The sequence below is a fragment of the Novosphingobium sp. SG707 genome (genome assembly GCF_012275515.1).
Classification (GTDB): Bacteria; Pseudomonadota; Alphaproteobacteria; order Sphingomonadales; family Sphingomonadaceae; genus Novosphingobium.
Map to the genome: position 1 here is coordinate 292,360 of NZ_JAAZQL010000006.1, position 15,653 is coordinate 308,012.

A 15,653-nucleotide genomic window follows, 5' to 3' on the forward strand; every position below is an offset into this window, starting at 1 on the left:
TTATGGCAAATTTCGTTCCACTGGACTTTGCAGAACATCGCTTGTTGCGCCTTGCCAATGGCTATGGTGCGTCTTTGGGCGATGGGCTGGGCATGGTGGGTGTGGTGCCCACGGAAATTCCGGCTTTGGTCAATTCCTATCCGCTGTTTTTCCGCGTCTCTCCTATCACAGGTGCGTTTGAATTGGGCGCGATGCTGGGTTTTGCCGCAGAGGAAAATCTGTTTCTGGCCGACGATGGCTGGGATGCGGCCTATGTCCCGCTCGTGCGCCGCTGCGAACCCTTTGCCGTGCAGCAAAGCCCCGCCAATCCCGACCGTAACAGCCTGATGATCGACCTCGACAGTCCGCGTCTGACCCGCGCGGGCGGCGATGTGCTGTTCTTCTCCGATGGGCGCCCATCCGAACGTTTGCAGGCGATCATCGACTCCCTCGAAGCGCTGGTAAAGGGCGCGCAACAGGGCAGCGCTTATGCCGCGGCGCTCGATGCGCTGGGTCTGATCGAGCCGGTCGATGTGCGGATCGATCTGGGCGGCGGGGTCAGCCATAATCCATCGGGCCTCTTTGCCATTGCCGAGGCGCGTCTGGCACAATTACCCGCCGAGGCAATGGTCGATCTGCACCGACAGGGCTATCTGGGCTGGGTCTATCAACAGGCGGCCTCGGTCGGCCAGATCGCCAATCTCATCCTGCGCAAAAACCGGGGGAGGGCGCCCCATGTCCTCTGATCCCCGCTCGATCATCATCGTGGGCGGCGGTACGGCGGGGTGGCTGACCGCGGGTATTCTGGCGGCGCGCCTTGGCCTGCCTTCGCGCCGTGATCTGAGCATCACGGTGGTGGAATCGCCCGGTGTGCCCATTCTGGGCGTGGGCGAGGGCACATGGCCGACGATCCGCCAGAGCCTTCAGGTCATGGGCATCGGCGAGGCCGAATTTCTGGCGGCCTGCGATGCGACCTTCAAGCAAGGCTCGCAATTCGTCGGATGGCGACAGAAGGGCGCGACGGGCGAGCACAGCTATATCCACCCCTTCACCCCGCCCAACCGCTTTGGCGAGGTTGATCTGGCTTCTGCATGGCTCGCCGCGCCCACGACCGGATTTGACGAGGCCGTCTGCTTCCAGACCGCCCTGTGCCGCGCGGGCCTTGCGCCCAAGACGCGCAGCAGCCCGGAGTTTGAGGGCATCGGCAATTACGCCTATCACTTTGACGCGGGCAAAGTGGCCGGTTTCCTCAAGGAACACTGCATCGCGCGATTGGGCGTGCGCTATCTCTGCGACGATGTGGAAGGCTGCCGGATGGATGACGAGGGGGCAATTCTGGCCCTGCACACCGCCCGTCATGGCGAATTGGCGGGCGATTTCTTCGTGGATTGCAGCGGCCAGCATGGCGTGCTGATCGACCGGGTTTACAAGGTGCCGCTGGTCAATTGCCGCGATGTGCTGTTCGTCGACACCGCTCTGGCCATTCAGGTGCCCTATCCCGAACCCGACAGCCCGATTGCCTCGGTCACGTTGGCCACGGCGCAGGAGGCGGGCTGGATCTGGGATATCGGCCTCACCACAAGGCGCGGCGTGGGCTATGTCTATTCCAGCCGATACAGTTCGGATGACGAGGCGCGCGAGCGGCTTGATCGCTATGTCCGCGCGATCTCGGGGCGGCCCTTGACCGCAGAGCCGCGCCGTATCGCCATCAATTCGGGCTATCGTGAACGGTTCTGGGTTGCCAATTGCGCGGCCATCGGCGTGTCATCGGGCTTTGTCGAGCCGCTCGAAGCCTCCAGCATTGCGATGATTGAGGTGTCGGCCAACCATCTGGCCGAGCACCTGAGTTTTGACCGCGAGGTCATGGCGATTGAGGCAGGGCGATTTAACCGCAAAATCGATCAACTATGGCGCGATGCCATCGACTTTCTCAAACTGCATTATGTGCTGAGCGACCGCAGCGAGCCCTTTTGGGTGGCCAATCGTGACCCGCGCTCGATCCCGGCTTCCCTGCGCGACAATTTGCGGATCTGGCAAGACCGCCCGCCGATCGGTGGTGACTTTCCATTGACCTGTCAGTTGTTTGGTCCGGCCAGCTATCAATATATCCTCTATGGTATGCGCGATCCCGCTCCGTCTGATGCCGCCGTTACGGGCAGGGTGGGGGCTGGAAGCCACCATCGCGATCTGGAGGAGGTGAGGGCATTGGCCGCTCGGTTTGGGCGGGTTCTTGGGCCAAACCGCGATTGGCTTGGCCAAGTGCAATCAGACTGATCGGCCCGCCTGCATCCCACGCATCAGACGGGTCAGCGCCTCATCCAGTGCGGAGAGAAAGCGCGAACGGTCCGCCTTCGAAAAAGGCGGCGGCCCGCCGATGGCATCGCCCACGGCCCCGGCGCGCAGATCGGCCATGATTGCGCGGGTGGCAATCGCCCCGCCAATCGAACTGGCGGTAAAAGGCTTGCCCGTCGGCGCCAGAACCATCGCGCCCGCCTTGATCGCGCGATCGGCCAGCAGGATATCGGCGGTGATCACCACGCTGCCCGGTCCGCTGGCCTGGGCGATCCAGTCGTCGGCGGCATCGAAGGAATCGCTGACGACCACACGGCGCACCAGGGGATGATCCGGCACGCGGATCGGGCGATTGCTGACGATGGTGACCGGTACCTGATGGCGTAGCGCGACCTTGTAGATCTCCTCCTTCACCGGGCAGGCATCGGCGTCGACCAGGACGTGGCGTGATCCTGTGGCGGGGCTGGAATCGGGCGCGGAAATGGGATGAAACTCCGGCAAAGGCGCTCGACGATCCACGATGCCTTGCAAACAGGCCGCGTGGGGATGTCGGGCAAATTGGATGGTTTGGCGCCTAAATTATATGGCGCCAAGTTGCCACGATAATCGCGCAATCTATTTTGTTCCGCTTAAATTGACTTTTGCAAAAGGCCCACCTATATGGAGCATTGCTAACGTCGCCTGCGACGGAATTTGACTCCGATTCGTTCGGTTATCCTTCCTTTCACATGCTGCCAGCTCCATCCGCGCTTTTGCGGGTGGGTTCTCTTGTTTTCGTGAAAAGGAAACACCCATGCCCATCGGCACCGTCAAGTTCTTCAATACTGACAAAGGTTATGGCTTCATTGCGCCCGAAGATGGCGGCAATGACAGCTTTGTCCACATCAGCGCGGTTCAGCACGCCGGAATGGCCACGCTGAACAAGGACCAGCGTCTCAGCTATGAGGTCGAAACCGATCGTCGCGGCAAGCAGTCCGCAGTCAATCTGGTTTCTGCCTGATTCAAGTGTTCGCCGGCGTCCGCAGGGGCGCCGGTGACTGTCCGCCGCGTTTCGACGCGGCGGCCCGTGTCTGGCCTGCTTGATCCGCTCTGCGTGATCGCGGCCGGGCACGGGAAATGCAGCCCATAATGCCCTCTGCCCCGCCTCTGGCCGGGGAGGGCCGCTGCCTATTCAACCCAACCCATCCTTACGCGGCCAAGAGGCCGCCGCTTACCTGAGTTTTTGACAATCCATATGCTTACTATTCTGAAATTTATCGCTTCTTTGAAATCTTCTTCCATGCACCGCTCTTTTGCCAACCCGCTGCCGTCGGGCGTCCTCACCCCCGCCGAAATGCAGAGATTGGTGGCCGATATGGTGGATTGATTGAGCAATTGTCCCCAAGGGTGCGATCCCGTGGGGACTATTGACCGGACAATTGGCCCGATTTGGGCATCGTCCCCATAATAATCTCTATTTTACGAAATTACCGGCCACCAACCATGGATTGGTAATTGGCGGGCAGGGTCCCCCGCTAGTCACCCTTTTCCAAGACTTCGCAAGATGTCTGAAAGGGGGCCTTAAATATGTTGAGTAGCACCGAGAATTGACCCAGGAATATCAATAAGAATTGACCCGGGTGGGTTTGGATTATGTGCTGCCCATGTCGGGCACGCTCAAGAGTTGGGTTTATCCCTTTCTGGCTTTCTCAACCGGCATCTCAACTGGGCAATCTCGTTTCACACGCTCGGAATAGCGGTCTGCAAATTGGTCTGCGTGGGGGCGGAACAGGACCGTGAAGCACATCAGTTCTTCGCACACAACGACGATACGATCGTAATAGGACGTGGGCTTCATGCGGCCCGTCTGAACGAATTCCGCATGGGCTTTGGCCAAAGAGGACTGGTTTGGAATGGTGAACATGCGCATTCAGCGGCCCAGTATGCGCGATTGCGACCCGGCGCAGAGCTGCATCACGGCCATTGTCCGCCCTTGGGTGGGACGCATGCCCTTCGTCGCCAGCGGCAAATGGCCGATCCGCGTCTCGCAGCCAAACAGCGTAGAAGGCGCGCCGCTTCCTCCACCACCAGCCGCGAATAGGACCGCTCGCGCAAGCTGCCGTAGGGCAGAAGGATGCGCGGTGGCGGGGCCAACGCCCCCAGCCCCAATGCCGGCCGGGCTACGATGAGCCTATTCGGGCCTGAGCGCGGGCCTATGTCAGAACGCGCAGGCGGAAAAGGCAGTCTCGTCCAATCTTCAAGCCCCCATCGGCGCGGTATCAGCAAACCAGCGCCGACCAATCCACAACGCCACATTGACCAGCGTGATCAGCACCGGCACTTCGACCAGCGGGCCGATCACGGCGGCAAAAGCCACCGGTGAGGCGAGGCCGAAAGCCGCAATCGCCACCGCGATGGCCAATTCGAAATTATTCGACGAAGCCGTGAAAGACAGGGCCGCCGCGCGCGGATAATCCGCTCCAGCCAGCTTCGCCAAAGCAAAGCTCAACAGGAACATCACGACGAAAAAAATCACCAGCGGCACGCCAACCTTGACCGCATCCATCGGCAAGGCGAGGATTTCGCCGCCTTTCAGGCTGAACATGGCGACGATGGTGAACAGCAGTGCCACCAGAGTCAACGGACTGATCGCGGGGATGAAATGGTGCTCGTACCAATCCTGCCCCTTGCGCGCGATCAGGCTGCGGCGCACCAGATAACCGGCGGCAAACGGCACTCCGAGATAGGTGAGCACCGCCCGCGCGATCATCGGAAATTCCACGTTGACCACATGCGCCTGCAACCCGAATGCGGGCGGCAAGACAGTCAGCAGCAGCCAAGCATAGGGTGTGTAGAAAAAGATCTGGAACAAGGAATTGAACGCCACCAGCCCTGTCACATATTGCGGGTCGCCATGCGCCAATTGGTTCCAGACCAGCACCATCGCGATGCAGGGAGCGATACCGATCAGGATCAGCCCGGTCATATATTCAGGTGAATTGGGCAGGAATGTCACCGCCAGTGCAAACATCAGCGCCGGACCGACAATCCATGCCAGCACAAAGGAGAGGCTCAAGATCCGCGTATCGCGAAACACCTGTCCCAATTCCTCATACCGGACCTTGGCCAGCGGCGGAAACATCATCAGGATCAGCCCGATCGCAATCGGTATGCTGGTGCTGCCCACCGACAGGGCGTTCAATCCGGCCGGAACCGCAGGCACAAAATGGCCAAGGCCGATGCCCACAGCCATAGCCAAAAAGATCCACAGGGTAAGGTAGCGATCAAGAAACGACAGGCGGCTCACGACTTGAGCCTTTGGCCATCGGCGCCAACCACCTGCTCGCCGTCTTCTTTGGCAAAAGTGCCACGCTGCCGGGCAGGGATGATATCAAGCACTTCTTCCGATGGGCGACACAGCTTCACGCCCAGCGGCGAGACCACCAACGGCCGGTTTATCAGGATGGGATGCTCCATCATGGCATCGATTAACTGGGCATCGGTGAGGTCAGGATTGCCTAGGCCAAGTTCGGCAAAGGGCGTCCCCTTTTCCCGAAGCAGAGCGCGCGGCGTGATGCCCGCCCGCGCGATCAGGCTTTCCAGCATTCCGCGCGAGGGCGGGGTCTTGAGATATTCGACCACATGGGGTTCGATTCCGGCATTGCGGATCATCGCCAGCGCATTGCGCGAGGTGCCGCATTCGGGATTGTGATAGATAATGATATCGGTGGTCATGCCACACTCTCCTCGGGATCGGGGGTGATGATGGCGCCAGACGGCGGGCAGCAGACGTCATCCACACAAGGCAGGCCGCCGCAGCAGTTTTCAGTCAGATAGCCCATCAGTCCGTTCATAGCCGGATAGTTGGCGCTGTAGATGATCTGACGGCTTTGGCGGCGTTGCGTAACGAGGCCAGCATTGGCGAGCGCGGCCAGATGGAAGCTCATCGAGGATGAGACCATCCCCAATTTTTCAGCAATCACACCAGCAGGCAAACCTTCTTCGCCTGCCTGCACCAGCAGCCGAAAGGCGGCGAGCCGATGCTCTTGAGCAAGTGCTCCTAGTGAGCGAATGACTTCGGCAGCGTCCACCGGATTCTCCATAATTCGATAGGCATGGAAATATGGATGTGGCGGAGGAGAGTCAATTGATGATCGTCATTCATTTCGGACCAATTCGGAGTCCGCTGTTGCGCGATAAACGAAAGGGAACTTTGGTCGATAAAGGATGCCGAAGAGACTGTGCCCCTTATAGCGGCGGGCCAAACCCACATCACAAAACTTCATGCCGGAGCAGAAGTGAAAACAGCGGAAGGTATCGCGGCGCGCGGTGATATGCGGCTGTGTATCCCGGAGCGGAATAGATAGCTTTGTCGGGCTTGGGGAAGCATCGACATGGCTGATATCGACATGGCTGATATCGACATGGCTGATGCGGTGTGCCCGGCGCAAAAATAAAACCAGAATCATTCCCGGGAGGGTTCCAAACCATGAAGCTTCATCTCCTTTCGAGCACCGCCTTTGTCCTGTGCGCGGCGGCCCCGGCCTATGCGGCCGATGCAGCAAACCCGCCGCCCGCCGCAGACATCATCGTGACGGGGACGCGCCTGACCGGGATGCGCGCGCAGGATAGCGCGGCGCCGGTTCAGGTGGTCGGGGTGCAGGCCCTGCAAAATGTAGGCCCGCCTGATCTTGGACCGGCGCTTTCGGCATCGCTGCCTTCGCTGAATTTTCAGGGCTTTGGCAATGATACGGCCAATCTCACGCTTTCGGCGGCGCTGCGCGGCATCAGCCCGAACGAAACGCTGGTGCTGATCAACGGCAAGCGCCGTCATACTACGGCCAACCTCGCCGTTGCCGGTGGCAGCCCCTATTCCGGAAGTGCCACGACCGACCTGAGCTTCGTTCCGGTGGCATCGATCCAGCGGGTCGAAGTGTTGCAGGATGGCGCGGCGGCCCAATACGGATCCGATGCGATCGCGGGCGTGGTCAATATCATCACCAAGACGGCGGATCATGGCGGCATGGTGACCGCCTCGGGCGGGAAAAACTACGAAAACGGCGGCGCCACCGCTTCGGCCGCGATCAATGCGGGCATGAAGCTGGGCGAAAACGGCTTCATCAACCTGACCGGCGAGTACAAGTTTCACGATTTCACCCAGCACGGCACCTGCGACCGCCGCTATTTCGACCCGCAGTGCAATATCACCGCGACCAATCCGGTTATCGTCGCCGGTCTCAAGGCGTCGGATGGGTTCCCCCGGGTCAACCGCATCAATGGCGATGCGCGCTACACCATCTACAACGTGAGCTTCAGCGCGGGCTATGATCTGGGCAGCGCGCAGCTTTATGCTTTCGGCAGCTATGGCAACCGCAGCGCGCGCTCGAACCAGAACTATCGCGTCGGTAACCGCGTCTCCGGCACGACGGCCACGGGGACGACCGTCTATCCCTTGCCCAATGGTTTTACCCCGCAGGAAGGCGTGCGTGAGGAAGACTTCTCGCTGACCGCCGGCATCAAGGGCAAGGCGGCTGGGTGGAACTATGACCTCTCGGGCACCTATGGCCGCGACACGGTCAAGCTCTTCACGCTGAACTCGGCCAACCGTGGCCTGTTTTCGGCGCTCCAGTCGACCAGTGCCACGCCGCTCACCGGGCTGCAGCGCGATTTCTATGACGGTCAGTTGTCGAACAGCGAATGGGCGGCCAACCTCGACCTCAACCGTGAATTCGAAGTGGGCTTTGCCAAGCCGATCACGCTGGCTCTGGGCGCCGAGTATCGCCGCGACACCTATGCCATCGGTGAGGGCGAGTGGGCCGCCAATGCCTATGGCGGCGGTCAGGGCTATCAGGGTTTTGCCGAAACCGACGCGGGCGTATTCAGCCGCACCGGCTATGCTTTTTATGCCGACCTTGCCGCCGATCCGGTGGCGGGGCTGCACACCGACCTTGCGGGGCGCTATGAGCATTTCTCCGACTTCGGATCGGTCACGACGGGTAAGCTGACCGCCCGCTATGACTTCTCGCCCGCCTTCGCCCTGCGCGGCACTGTCGCCAACGGGTTCCGCGCGCCCTGCCTGGCCGAAGAGCATTATTCGTCGGTCAATGTCGGGCCGGGCTATGTCTATGGCCAGTTCCCGGCCAATTCGGCCTCCTCGCAACTGCTGGGCTTCTCGCAGCTCAAGCCTGAACGGTCGACCAACCTGTCGCTCGGGATCGTCGCCCATCCGGCGCCCAAACTGCAATTGACGCTCGATGCCTATCAGATCAGCATCAAGCGCCGCATCGTCGGATCGGGCGACATCTTCGGCTCCAACGGGTCGACGGTGGTGTCTCAGGCCGTGCTCGATGCGCTGTCGGCACGCAAGATTTCGGTGGCGGATGCAACGTCCTATGCCGGTATCGACATCTTCACCAACGGGGCCGACACCCGCACCCGCGGGGTTGAGGCAACCGCCAATTATGCCAGCGATTTTGGCGAGGCCAATCACGTCGACTGGTCGCTGGGGGTAAACTATAACAAAACCGAGATCACCAACATCATCGATCTGCCTGCGGCGGTCTATAACGCCAGCCAGGGGCAGACGAAGCTGATGACGCAATATGCGATGGATGCGCTGACCACGGCCTCGCCGCGGGTCAAGGCGATTGCCAACGCATTGTGGAGCCACGGGCCGCTCAAGGTGAACCTGCGCGAGACGATGTATGGCGTCACCAGCCAGCACTTCAGCCCCGATGGCTCCGGGCAGGGCAGCAGCGCGCAGTTGGTCCGGATCGGCACGACCTTCATCACCGATCTCGACATCGGCTATGCGTTGACGCCAAAGCTTCGGTTCAATGCGGGCGCGAACAACCTGTTCAACAAGCAGGCGCCGATGATGCCGACTGTCACCGTCAATGGCACGCAGCGGCCGCTGCTCAACAATATCTATAATGCCGCCATCGCCTTTACGCCCTGGGGCATCAACGGCGGTTACTATTACGGGCGGGTTACCTACAACTTCTGAGGCTGGGCGGGGCCGTTCCGCAAGATGTTGCGGGGCGGCCCTCGCGCTGCCAGACTATGGACATGCGGGGGAATTGACCCCGCCCGGAGAGCGGCATGACCGATCCTGTTGAGCAAGCGGCCGCAGCCCTCGCCGACAATCCCACGCAGGCAAGCCGACTGGCGCAGGCGCTGGTCATGCAAAACGCGGCCGATCCGCGACCCCGGTTGATCCTCGCTTCGGCTTTGCGCCGTCTGGGCAAGCCGAGCGAAGCCCTGCCGCTGCTTGTCGCGCTGGCGGCGCAGTGGCCCCGTGCCGCCCGCACGCGTTATGAACTGGGCCTGTCGCTTTCGCTGCTGGGGCGCGAAGAGGAGGGCATCGCGCATCTGGAGGCGGCGGTTGCCATCGAGCCGGGGCTGGTGGAGGCGTGGGAAGCCCTGTCGAACACGGCCTTTGCGCTAGGGCGCTATGCAACCGAAGCGCAGGCGCAAGCGAGGCTGGCGCGGCTTTCCATTGCAGACCTCCGGCTTGCCGCAGCGGCCGAGGCGGTGGCGCTGGGCCGCTGCGAGGATGCCGAGCCGGTATTGCGGGACTATCTGGCAAGCCATCCCGATCACGTCGAAGCCTTGCGCCTGCTCTCCGACTGCCTCTCTGTCGCCGGGGCGCATGAACAGGCCGAAGCGCTCCTGCGCCATGCCCTGACGATTCAGCCCGAGCTCGCCCCACTGCGCTTTGCTCTCGCGCGGGCCTTGTTTGCGGCGCAGCGAGCCGAAGCGGCCCTGCTGGAATTGGCGCCGCTGGAGCGGGCTGATCCGGCCAACCCGGCCTATCGCAACCTGCGGGGGGCCTGTCTTGCGCTGCTGGGCGATGAGGCCGGTGCGGCAGCGATCCAGGGCGAGCTGGCGGCGCGCTATCCTGCCAACCCGCGCATTGCGGTGAACCTCGGGCACGCGTGGCGCACGCGTGGCGATCGCGACGGCGCGATTGCCGCATACCGTCGCGCCGCCGCGCTGCAGCCGACGAACGGTGAGGCGTGGTGGAGTCTGGCCAACCTCAAGATCGGCGTACTGGGCGATGCGGATGAAAGCGAGATGCGCCGTATTCTGCAGAGGCCGGATCTGGATGAGCGGGATCGCATGCGATTGTCCTATGCGCTGGGCCGGTTGCTTGAGGATGCGGGGCGTTTTGCCGAGAGTTTCAAACATTATGCAGCAGGAGCAGCATTCGCCCTTCGGCAGCGCCAGGCACCCGCGCCCGACTATGGGCAATTGGCGGCCGAAATCGGCGTGCTCTTTTCCGAGGATTTCTTCGCCCTCCGATCCGGTTGGGGAGCGAGGAGCACGGCGCCTATTTTTGTCGTCGGCCTGCCTCGGTCGGGCTCGACGCTGGTGGAGCAGATCCTCGCTACGCACCCGGATATCGAAGGCACGATGGAATTGCCCTATATGGGAAGCATCGCCGGTCGTCTGGCGGCCACAGGCCCGGATGCCGTATCCCGCCTGACCGAGCCGGAGGTGCGGGCGCTTGGGGAGGAATATCTGGCGCAGGCGGAGATTCACCGCCGATTGGGGCGGCCACACTTTATTGACAAGATGCCGAATAACTTCCGCCACGTCAGGCTGATCCGGTTGATCTTGCCGAATGCGAGGATCATCGATGTGCGGCGCCATCCGATGGCAGCGGGATTTTCGTGTTTCAAGCAGCTCTTCGCCAAAGGCCACGACTATTCCTACGATCTGGCCGAGGTAGGTATGTACTATCGGTTCTATCTGTTCGCGATGCAGCACTTTGCCAGGGTCCAGCCGGGCAAGATCTATACGCAGGTCTACGAGGACCTCGTCGCAGAACCCGAGACACAGATTGCCGCGCTGCTCGATGCGGCAGGAGTGGACTTCGCGCCGGAATGCCTGCGCTTTCACGAGAACCGGCGGGCCGTGCGGACCGTCAGTTCCGAGCAGGTGCGACAGCCGATCTATCGTTCCGCCCTTGAGCATTGGCGCCATTACGAGGCATTTCTTGGGCCACTAGAGCAGGCCTTGGGGGATGCTGGTTCAAACTGGCACTGAACGCCATTGAGGAACAAGCATCGGCTTGGACCGAACGCCCATACGCGCACGGAGGTTTTGTCAAAGCAGCCTCGGCGCTGAACCATTTCAACCCTATCCTTTGGAACGGCAGGCTGAAGCTGCGCCAGATGGATCAGCGCCTCATGGGCGGTGACAAAGACCTCCATGATGCCCGCCGCCTCGACCAGACCCAGATTGTTGGGCAGGGGCAGCGCCATACGATAATCAAGGCGGGCCAATTCGGCATAGGCCCCGCCGCCGGTAATGCCCATCACCCGGTCGCCCACCTTATAGCCGGGCACATTGCGGATCTGGAGAACATCGGCATCGCCAAATGCGTCGAATTGAATGGCTTTCATTGGTCTCCTCCCGCCTGGGCGCCCAGTGTGGCGGCCGCGATCGCCGAGGCCGTGATCGCGGCGGGGAAACCGACGTAGAACGGAAGATGCGTGATCAGCGCCCCCAGTTCCGCTCTGGTCACGCCATTTTGGCAAGCACTATGTTATCCCCATTGCCCATGCGCTGATGGAGCAGCACCCGGATTTCAGCATCGAACTGGACCTGACCGAGCGGTTGGCTGCCCCTGTGCTGGAGCGGCTGGATGCGGTGAGCCGGTTCCGACAGCCCGGTCAGCGACCGGGAAAGTCCGATCTGGCGGCGCAAGCGAACAGAACTATTCTCCGTCAAAACCTTGAGCTATCGTGTGCCTCATGATCACCCGTCTTGCCGTTGCCGGCTATCGATCCTTGCGCGATGTGGTTCTGGAACTGGGCCAGTTGACGCTGATCACCGGCGGCAATGGGAGTGGCAAATCCAGCCTCTATCGATCATTGCGTTTGTTGTCTGAAGCCGCCCAAGGGCGCCTGATCGCCACGCTGGCTGGCGAGGGCGGCTTGTCATCGACAATGTGGGCCGGGCCGGAAAAGTTCAGTCGCGAGATGCTGAGCGGCCGGCAACGCATAACCGGCACGGTGCGGTCCGGCCCGGTAAGCCTGCGCCTTGGCTTCTCCGGCGAGGATTTCGGCTATGCCATTGATCTTGGCCGCCCCGAACCGATGCACCCATTCCAGCATGACCCGGAGATCAAGGTCGAGGCAATGTGGACCGGCGAGGTGCTGGGGCGGACGAACCTGTTTGCCGAGAGGCGGGGGCCCGCGGTCAGCCTGCGTTCCTCCGCCACCGGGGAATGGCGCAGCGCCTTCGCCAATCTGTCCGCATTTGACAGCATGGTCACCCATTGCGCCGATCCGGTCGATGGGCTGGAATTGCTGCTGATGCGTGAGCGGATGCGCAACTGGCGCTTTTACGACAGCCTGCGCACTGATGCCGAAGCCCCAGCTCGACGCCCGCATGTGATGACTTACACGCCGGTGTTGGGCGCGGATGGGGCGGATTTAGCCCCCGCCATCGCCACAATTCAGGCTATCGGGGATGGCGATACCTTTGCCGAAGCCATTGACGATGCCTTCCCCGGATCGCGGATCGAGATCGAGGGCGATGAATATGGCATGACGGTGATGCACCAGCGCGGCCTGTTGCGCCCGTTCGAGGCCAAGGAACTGTCGGATGGCACCTTGCGCTATCTGCTGTTGGTCACCGCGCTGCTTTCTCCGCGCCCGCCCGAGATCATGATCCTCAATGAGCCGGAGGCCAGCCTGCATCCCTCCCTGCTCGACGCGCTGGCCCGCCTTTTGATCGAGGCATCGCGCCGCAGCCAGATTGTGCTGGTGTCGCACAGTGATCGGCTGATTGCTGGCCTGCGCAGGGCAGGGGAGCTTCAGGAAATCCGTTTGTCAAAAACCATGGGCGAAACTCATGTCGAGGATCACGATGCCCCGCGCTGGACATGGCCAAAGCGCTGAGATTGCATGCAGGAGCGTGGGATGACTGTCCGCTACCACCCCCTTGGCAAGGAACGCTTCACGGTGGAGCGCACGTTCGAAGGGGAGCAGATCCGGATCAAGGCCAAACGTCAGATTGTTCCGATGCTTTTCCTTCCAGTTTGGCTGGCTGGATGGACGGCGGGGGATATCGCAGCCATCACCCAACTCATGCAGCATTTCGAGCCGTTTCTGGTTTTCTGGCTCTGCGGATCGGTGTTCTCTATCCCGTGCCGCGCGGTACCGACCAGCCGCACCAATCAGGCCTGATAGAAGCGCGCTCTCGACCATTCCAGCAGATCAGAATCATCTTGCAGTACGGGTGGCAGCCATAGAAAGTGTCCAGATTATCCTGAACTGACCATTCAAGACGGAGAAATGGGTTGTTCAAGGGCGTTGAGGCGTAACCGCAATCAAGACGATAGGTTGATGCCCGCTTCAGCTTCTCTCAGCTTGCGCTGTTTTGTTTCTGTTTGCCTGTTGGCAGCGCCTGGTCAATGAGGTGCCGGAAATTGCGGATCGTTTCCGCCTCGAAAGACTGGTCGGGCATGGCATAGCCGTGGACTGAATTGAGGCCGAGTGTCCTGTAGGCCAGCAGGCCGTAGAGCCACACGAAGGCGAAGTAGACCCGCTCCGCTTCGGCTGCGTCCAGAGGGCGGCCAACGAATGCCGCAGCGCGCTCTAGATAGAGGACAACGATCCGGCGGGACATCTTGCTGATCCGGTTCCAGCAATCGTCACCGGCGATGTGACGGCGAATGGCCGAGCGCAACAGACCCGCATGGCGCTGGAAATTGGCCATGGCGCTGCGGGCCAGGATTTCGGACAAAGCATCGAAAGCTATCGACGGATCGTTGAGCTGCTGTATCGCACCGCTTTCGCGCCGCTCCAGCATGTCATCAATCAAATAGTTGAAAAAATTCTCTTTTGTTCCGAATCGGTGGTAAAAGCTGCCGTTGGACGTGCCGGATGCCCCCACGATGTCGCGGATTGAGATCTGGTCAATATCCCTTTCGTCGAGGAGGCGCAGGGCCACATCAACCATCTGCCGATGACTGGTCAGGCTGCGCTGCTGGACGGGGGGCCTGGGAGGGAGCGGAGCGCTGACTGTGGCGGACATGACACCATAGTCCATCCTTCCAAAAGATAGTCAAGCATCCGGCGAACTTTCCGCTTGCGCAAAAATAGACCCCGTGCTCTAGTTTTTCCAATCAAAAATGAAACAGAACCTTGTGGAGAGGTGCATTATGGCGGCCACGCAGTCCGCAGTCGGTAATCCGCCGCGCCAAGGCGCGCTGGGGCTTGCGCTCGTCATCCTCGCCCTGATGGTGGAGGGTTTCGACCTCCAGACAGCCAATCTGGCCGGTCCCTCGATCATGGCGGCCTTCGGCATCACCCGCGCCCAGCTTGGCCCTCTGCTCAGCGCCAGCCTGTTCGGCATCCTCGTCGGCGCCACGCTGGTCGCCCCGCTCGGCGATAAATTCGGGCGCAAGCGCCTCGTGGTGATCGCCAGCGCAACCTATGGCCTGCTCTCGCTGCTCGCGGCCGCTGCGGTATCTCTTGAACAGCTCGCGGTGCTGCGTTTCTTCATCGGTGTCGGCCTTGGTGTTGTAATGCCCAATGGTCTGGCCATGGCCGGAGCCCTCTATGCGGGGCCGCGCCATGCCAGCGCGACAGCCTTCGCCGGCATCGGCATCACGCTCGGCGGTGTGGTGGCTGGCACGACGGCGGCGCATGTTCTGCCGATCTATCACTGGCAGGGCCTGTTCGTCGTCGGCGGCGTGCTGCCGCTCGTCATCGCCGCCATCATCGCGGTAGCGCTGCGCGAAGTCACGCCTGCCGCAGATCAGGCGCCGCGCCATCCACGCGGGATGATCGGCACCATCCTCGCCCCGTCGATGCGCGCCACCACGCTGATGGTGTGGCTCATGTTCGTCTTCATTGCGCTCAACATTCATCTGCTCGCGAGCTGGATTCCATTGCTCATGAAAGGCTCGGGCCTGTCGACCTCCGCTGCCGCGCTGGTCACTTCCGGTTTTCACGCAGGAGGGGTTGTAGGCGGCATTGTCGCGAGCCTGTGGCTGCGACGCGCGGGCTGGCATGCGGTGGCCATCTTCGCCGGCGGCGCGGCGCTTACCATGACCGCTCTGGCCTTGCTGCCGGTCGGCGGGGTGATCACGGTTCTGCTCATCGCCTGCGCGGGCTTTTTTGTCACGGGCATCCAGAACGGCGTGAACGGCACGGCAAGCGCGCTCTATCCGCCGGAGAGCCGGGCAACCGGTCTTGGCTGGGCGCTGGGCGTTGCGCGCATCGGGGCGATCATGGGACCGATGGTCGGCTCGCTCGCCTCGCTTGCCGGGCTTGATCGGGGCGGCCATTTTTTCCTGATCCCGGCAGCCGCTCTGCTCATTGTGCTGGTGCTCGCCACCTTCGTGGCCCGTCGGGTCGGGCAGGAGCTCGACCACGCCTGAG

General features: G+C 61.6%; 18 protein-coding genes and 1 pseudogene. 9 read left to right on the forward strand and 10 right to left on the reverse strand.

The window, feature by feature from the left end; all coding sequences use genetic code 11:
* Positions 1–2: 2 nt before the first annotated feature.
* Entirely contained in the window at positions 3–725 is a 723-nt protein-coding gene (locus FHW92_RS18035; RefSeq protein WP_168604651.1) for a SapC family protein, read from the forward strand.
* Entirely contained in the window at positions 715–2,253 is a 1,539-nt protein-coding gene (locus FHW92_RS18040; RefSeq protein WP_168604652.1) for a tryptophan halogenase family protein, read from the forward strand. Before FHW92_RS18035 ends, FHW92_RS18040 begins: the two co-directional genes overlap by 11 nt.
* Here FHW92_RS18040 and FHW92_RS18045 read toward each other — a convergent pair.
* Complete coding sequence (locus FHW92_RS18045) at positions 2,245–2,754, reverse strand: YaiI/YqxD family protein (protein ID WP_168604726.1); 510 nt, start codon at positions 2,752–2,754, stop codon at positions 2,245–2,247. The two genes, FHW92_RS18040 and FHW92_RS18045, sit on opposite strands and share 9 nt — an antisense overlap.
* 310 nt (positions 2,755–3,064) lie before the next feature.
* On the opposite strand from FHW92_RS18045, the gene FHW92_RS18050 reads away from it, so the two are divergent.
* Together FHW92_RS18050 and FHW92_RS26110 are read left to right on the forward strand one after the other, a co-directional pair.
* Positions 3,065–3,271, forward strand: coding sequence for a cold-shock protein (locus FHW92_RS18050; protein WP_168604005.1), 207 nt, complete (start codon positions 3,065–3,067; stop codon positions 3,269–3,271).
* Positions 3,272–3,505: 234 nt separating this feature from the next.
* Positions 3,506–3,637, forward strand: coding sequence for a hypothetical protein (locus FHW92_RS26110; RefSeq protein WP_282599798.1), 132 nt, complete (start codon positions 3,506–3,508; stop codon positions 3,635–3,637).
* A 303-nt stretch (positions 3,638–3,940) separates the two neighbouring features.
* Here FHW92_RS26110 and FHW92_RS25835 read toward each other — a convergent pair.
* The 5 genes and pseudogenes from FHW92_RS25835 to FHW92_RS18075 all read right to left on the reverse strand — a co-directional run bounded on the left by FHW92_RS25835 (position 3,941) and on the right by FHW92_RS18075 (position 6,719).
* A pseudogene (locus FHW92_RS25835) lies at positions 3,941–4,437 on the reverse strand (hypothetical protein).
* Positions 4,438–4,507: 70 nt separating this feature from the next.
* Complete coding sequence (gene arsB / locus FHW92_RS18060; RefSeq protein ID WP_168604653.1) at positions 4,508–5,557, reverse strand: ACR3 family arsenite efflux transporter; 1,050 nt, start codon at positions 5,555–5,557, stop codon at positions 4,508–4,510.
* Positions 5,554–5,985: an arsenate reductase (glutaredoxin) gene (arsC, locus tag FHW92_RS18065; RefSeq protein WP_168604654.1), complete on the reverse strand. Its 432-nt coding sequence runs from the start codon at positions 5,983–5,985 to the stop codon at positions 5,554–5,556. The genes arsB and arsC overlap by 4 nt, the downstream gene beginning before the upstream one ends.
* Positions 5,982–6,341 (reverse strand): metalloregulator ArsR/SmtB family transcription factor, encoded by a 360-nt coding sequence (locus tag FHW92_RS18070; protein ID WP_172249319.1) that lies wholly within the window; start codon positions 6,339–6,341, stop codon positions 5,982–5,984. Before FHW92_RS18070 ends, arsC begins: the two co-directional genes overlap by 4 nt.
* Positions 6,342–6,407: 66 nt before the next feature.
* Positions 6,408–6,719 (reverse strand): hypothetical protein, encoded by a 312-nt coding sequence (locus tag FHW92_RS18075; RefSeq protein WP_168604656.1) that lies wholly within the window; start codon positions 6,717–6,719, stop codon positions 6,408–6,410.
* A 20-nt stretch (positions 6,720–6,739) separates the two neighbouring features.
* On the opposite strand from FHW92_RS18075, the gene FHW92_RS18080 reads away from it, so the two are divergent.
* Positions 6,740–9,256: a TonB-dependent receptor gene (locus tag FHW92_RS18080; protein WP_168604657.1), complete on the forward strand. Its 2,517-nt coding sequence runs from the start codon at positions 6,740–6,742 to the stop codon at positions 9,254–9,256.
* A 95-nt stretch (positions 9,257–9,351) separates the two neighbouring features.
* Entirely contained in the window at positions 9,352–11,301 is a 1,950-nt protein-coding gene (locus FHW92_RS18085; protein ID WP_168604658.1) for a tetratricopeptide repeat-containing sulfotransferase family protein, read from the forward strand.
* Here the strand turns inward: FHW92_RS18085 and FHW92_RS25575 are convergent.
* From FHW92_RS25575 to FHW92_RS18100, 3 genes are read right to left on the reverse strand one after another with little or no spacing between them, the layout of a single operon-like run.
* The gene (locus tag FHW92_RS25575) at positions 11,238–11,660 is read right to left on the reverse strand and encodes a hypothetical protein (protein ID WP_210428569.1); all 423 of its coding nucleotides are present in this window, start codon (positions 11,658–11,660) and stop codon (positions 11,238–11,240) included. The genes FHW92_RS18085 and FHW92_RS25575 overlap by 64 nt on opposite strands.
* Positions 11,657–11,782 (reverse strand): hypothetical protein, encoded by a 126-nt coding sequence (locus tag FHW92_RS26115; protein WP_282599799.1) that lies wholly within the window; start codon positions 11,780–11,782, stop codon positions 11,657–11,659. The genes FHW92_RS25575 and FHW92_RS26115 overlap by 4 nt, the downstream gene beginning before the upstream one ends.
* Positions 11,779–11,964 (reverse strand): hypothetical protein, encoded by a 186-nt coding sequence (locus FHW92_RS18100; RefSeq protein ID WP_168604659.1) that lies wholly within the window; start codon positions 11,962–11,964, stop codon positions 11,779–11,781. The genes FHW92_RS26115 and FHW92_RS18100 overlap by 4 nt, the downstream gene beginning before the upstream one ends.
* Before the next feature lie 47 nt (positions 11,965–12,011).
* Between FHW92_RS18100 and FHW92_RS18105 the strand changes: the two genes are divergently transcribed.
* Together FHW92_RS18105 and FHW92_RS18110 are read left to right on the forward strand one after the other, a co-directional pair.
* Complete coding sequence (locus tag FHW92_RS18105) at positions 12,012–13,163, forward strand: AAA family ATPase (RefSeq protein ID WP_168604660.1); 1,152 nt, start codon at positions 12,012–12,014, stop codon at positions 13,161–13,163.
* A gap of 21 nt (positions 13,164–13,184) precedes the next feature.
* A complete protein-coding gene (locus FHW92_RS18110; RefSeq protein ID WP_168604661.1) occupies positions 13,185–13,451 on the forward strand; it encodes a hypothetical protein in 267 nt (88 codons plus the stop codon).
* 178 nt (positions 13,452–13,629) lie between these two features.
* On the opposite strand, the gene FHW92_RS18115 is transcribed toward FHW92_RS18110, so the two are convergent.
* On the reverse strand, positions 13,630–14,301 hold the full coding sequence (locus FHW92_RS18115) for a TetR/AcrR family transcriptional regulator (RefSeq protein ID WP_168604662.1): 672 nt from the start codon (positions 14,299–14,301) through the stop codon (positions 13,630–13,632).
* Positions 14,302–14,428: 127 nt separating this feature from the next.
* On the opposite strand from FHW92_RS18115, the gene FHW92_RS18120 reads away from it, so the two are divergent.
* Complete coding sequence (locus FHW92_RS18120; protein ID WP_168604663.1) at positions 14,429–15,652, forward strand: MFS transporter; 1,224 nt, start codon at positions 14,429–14,431, stop codon at positions 15,650–15,652.
* Position 15,653: the final 1 nt, after the last annotated feature.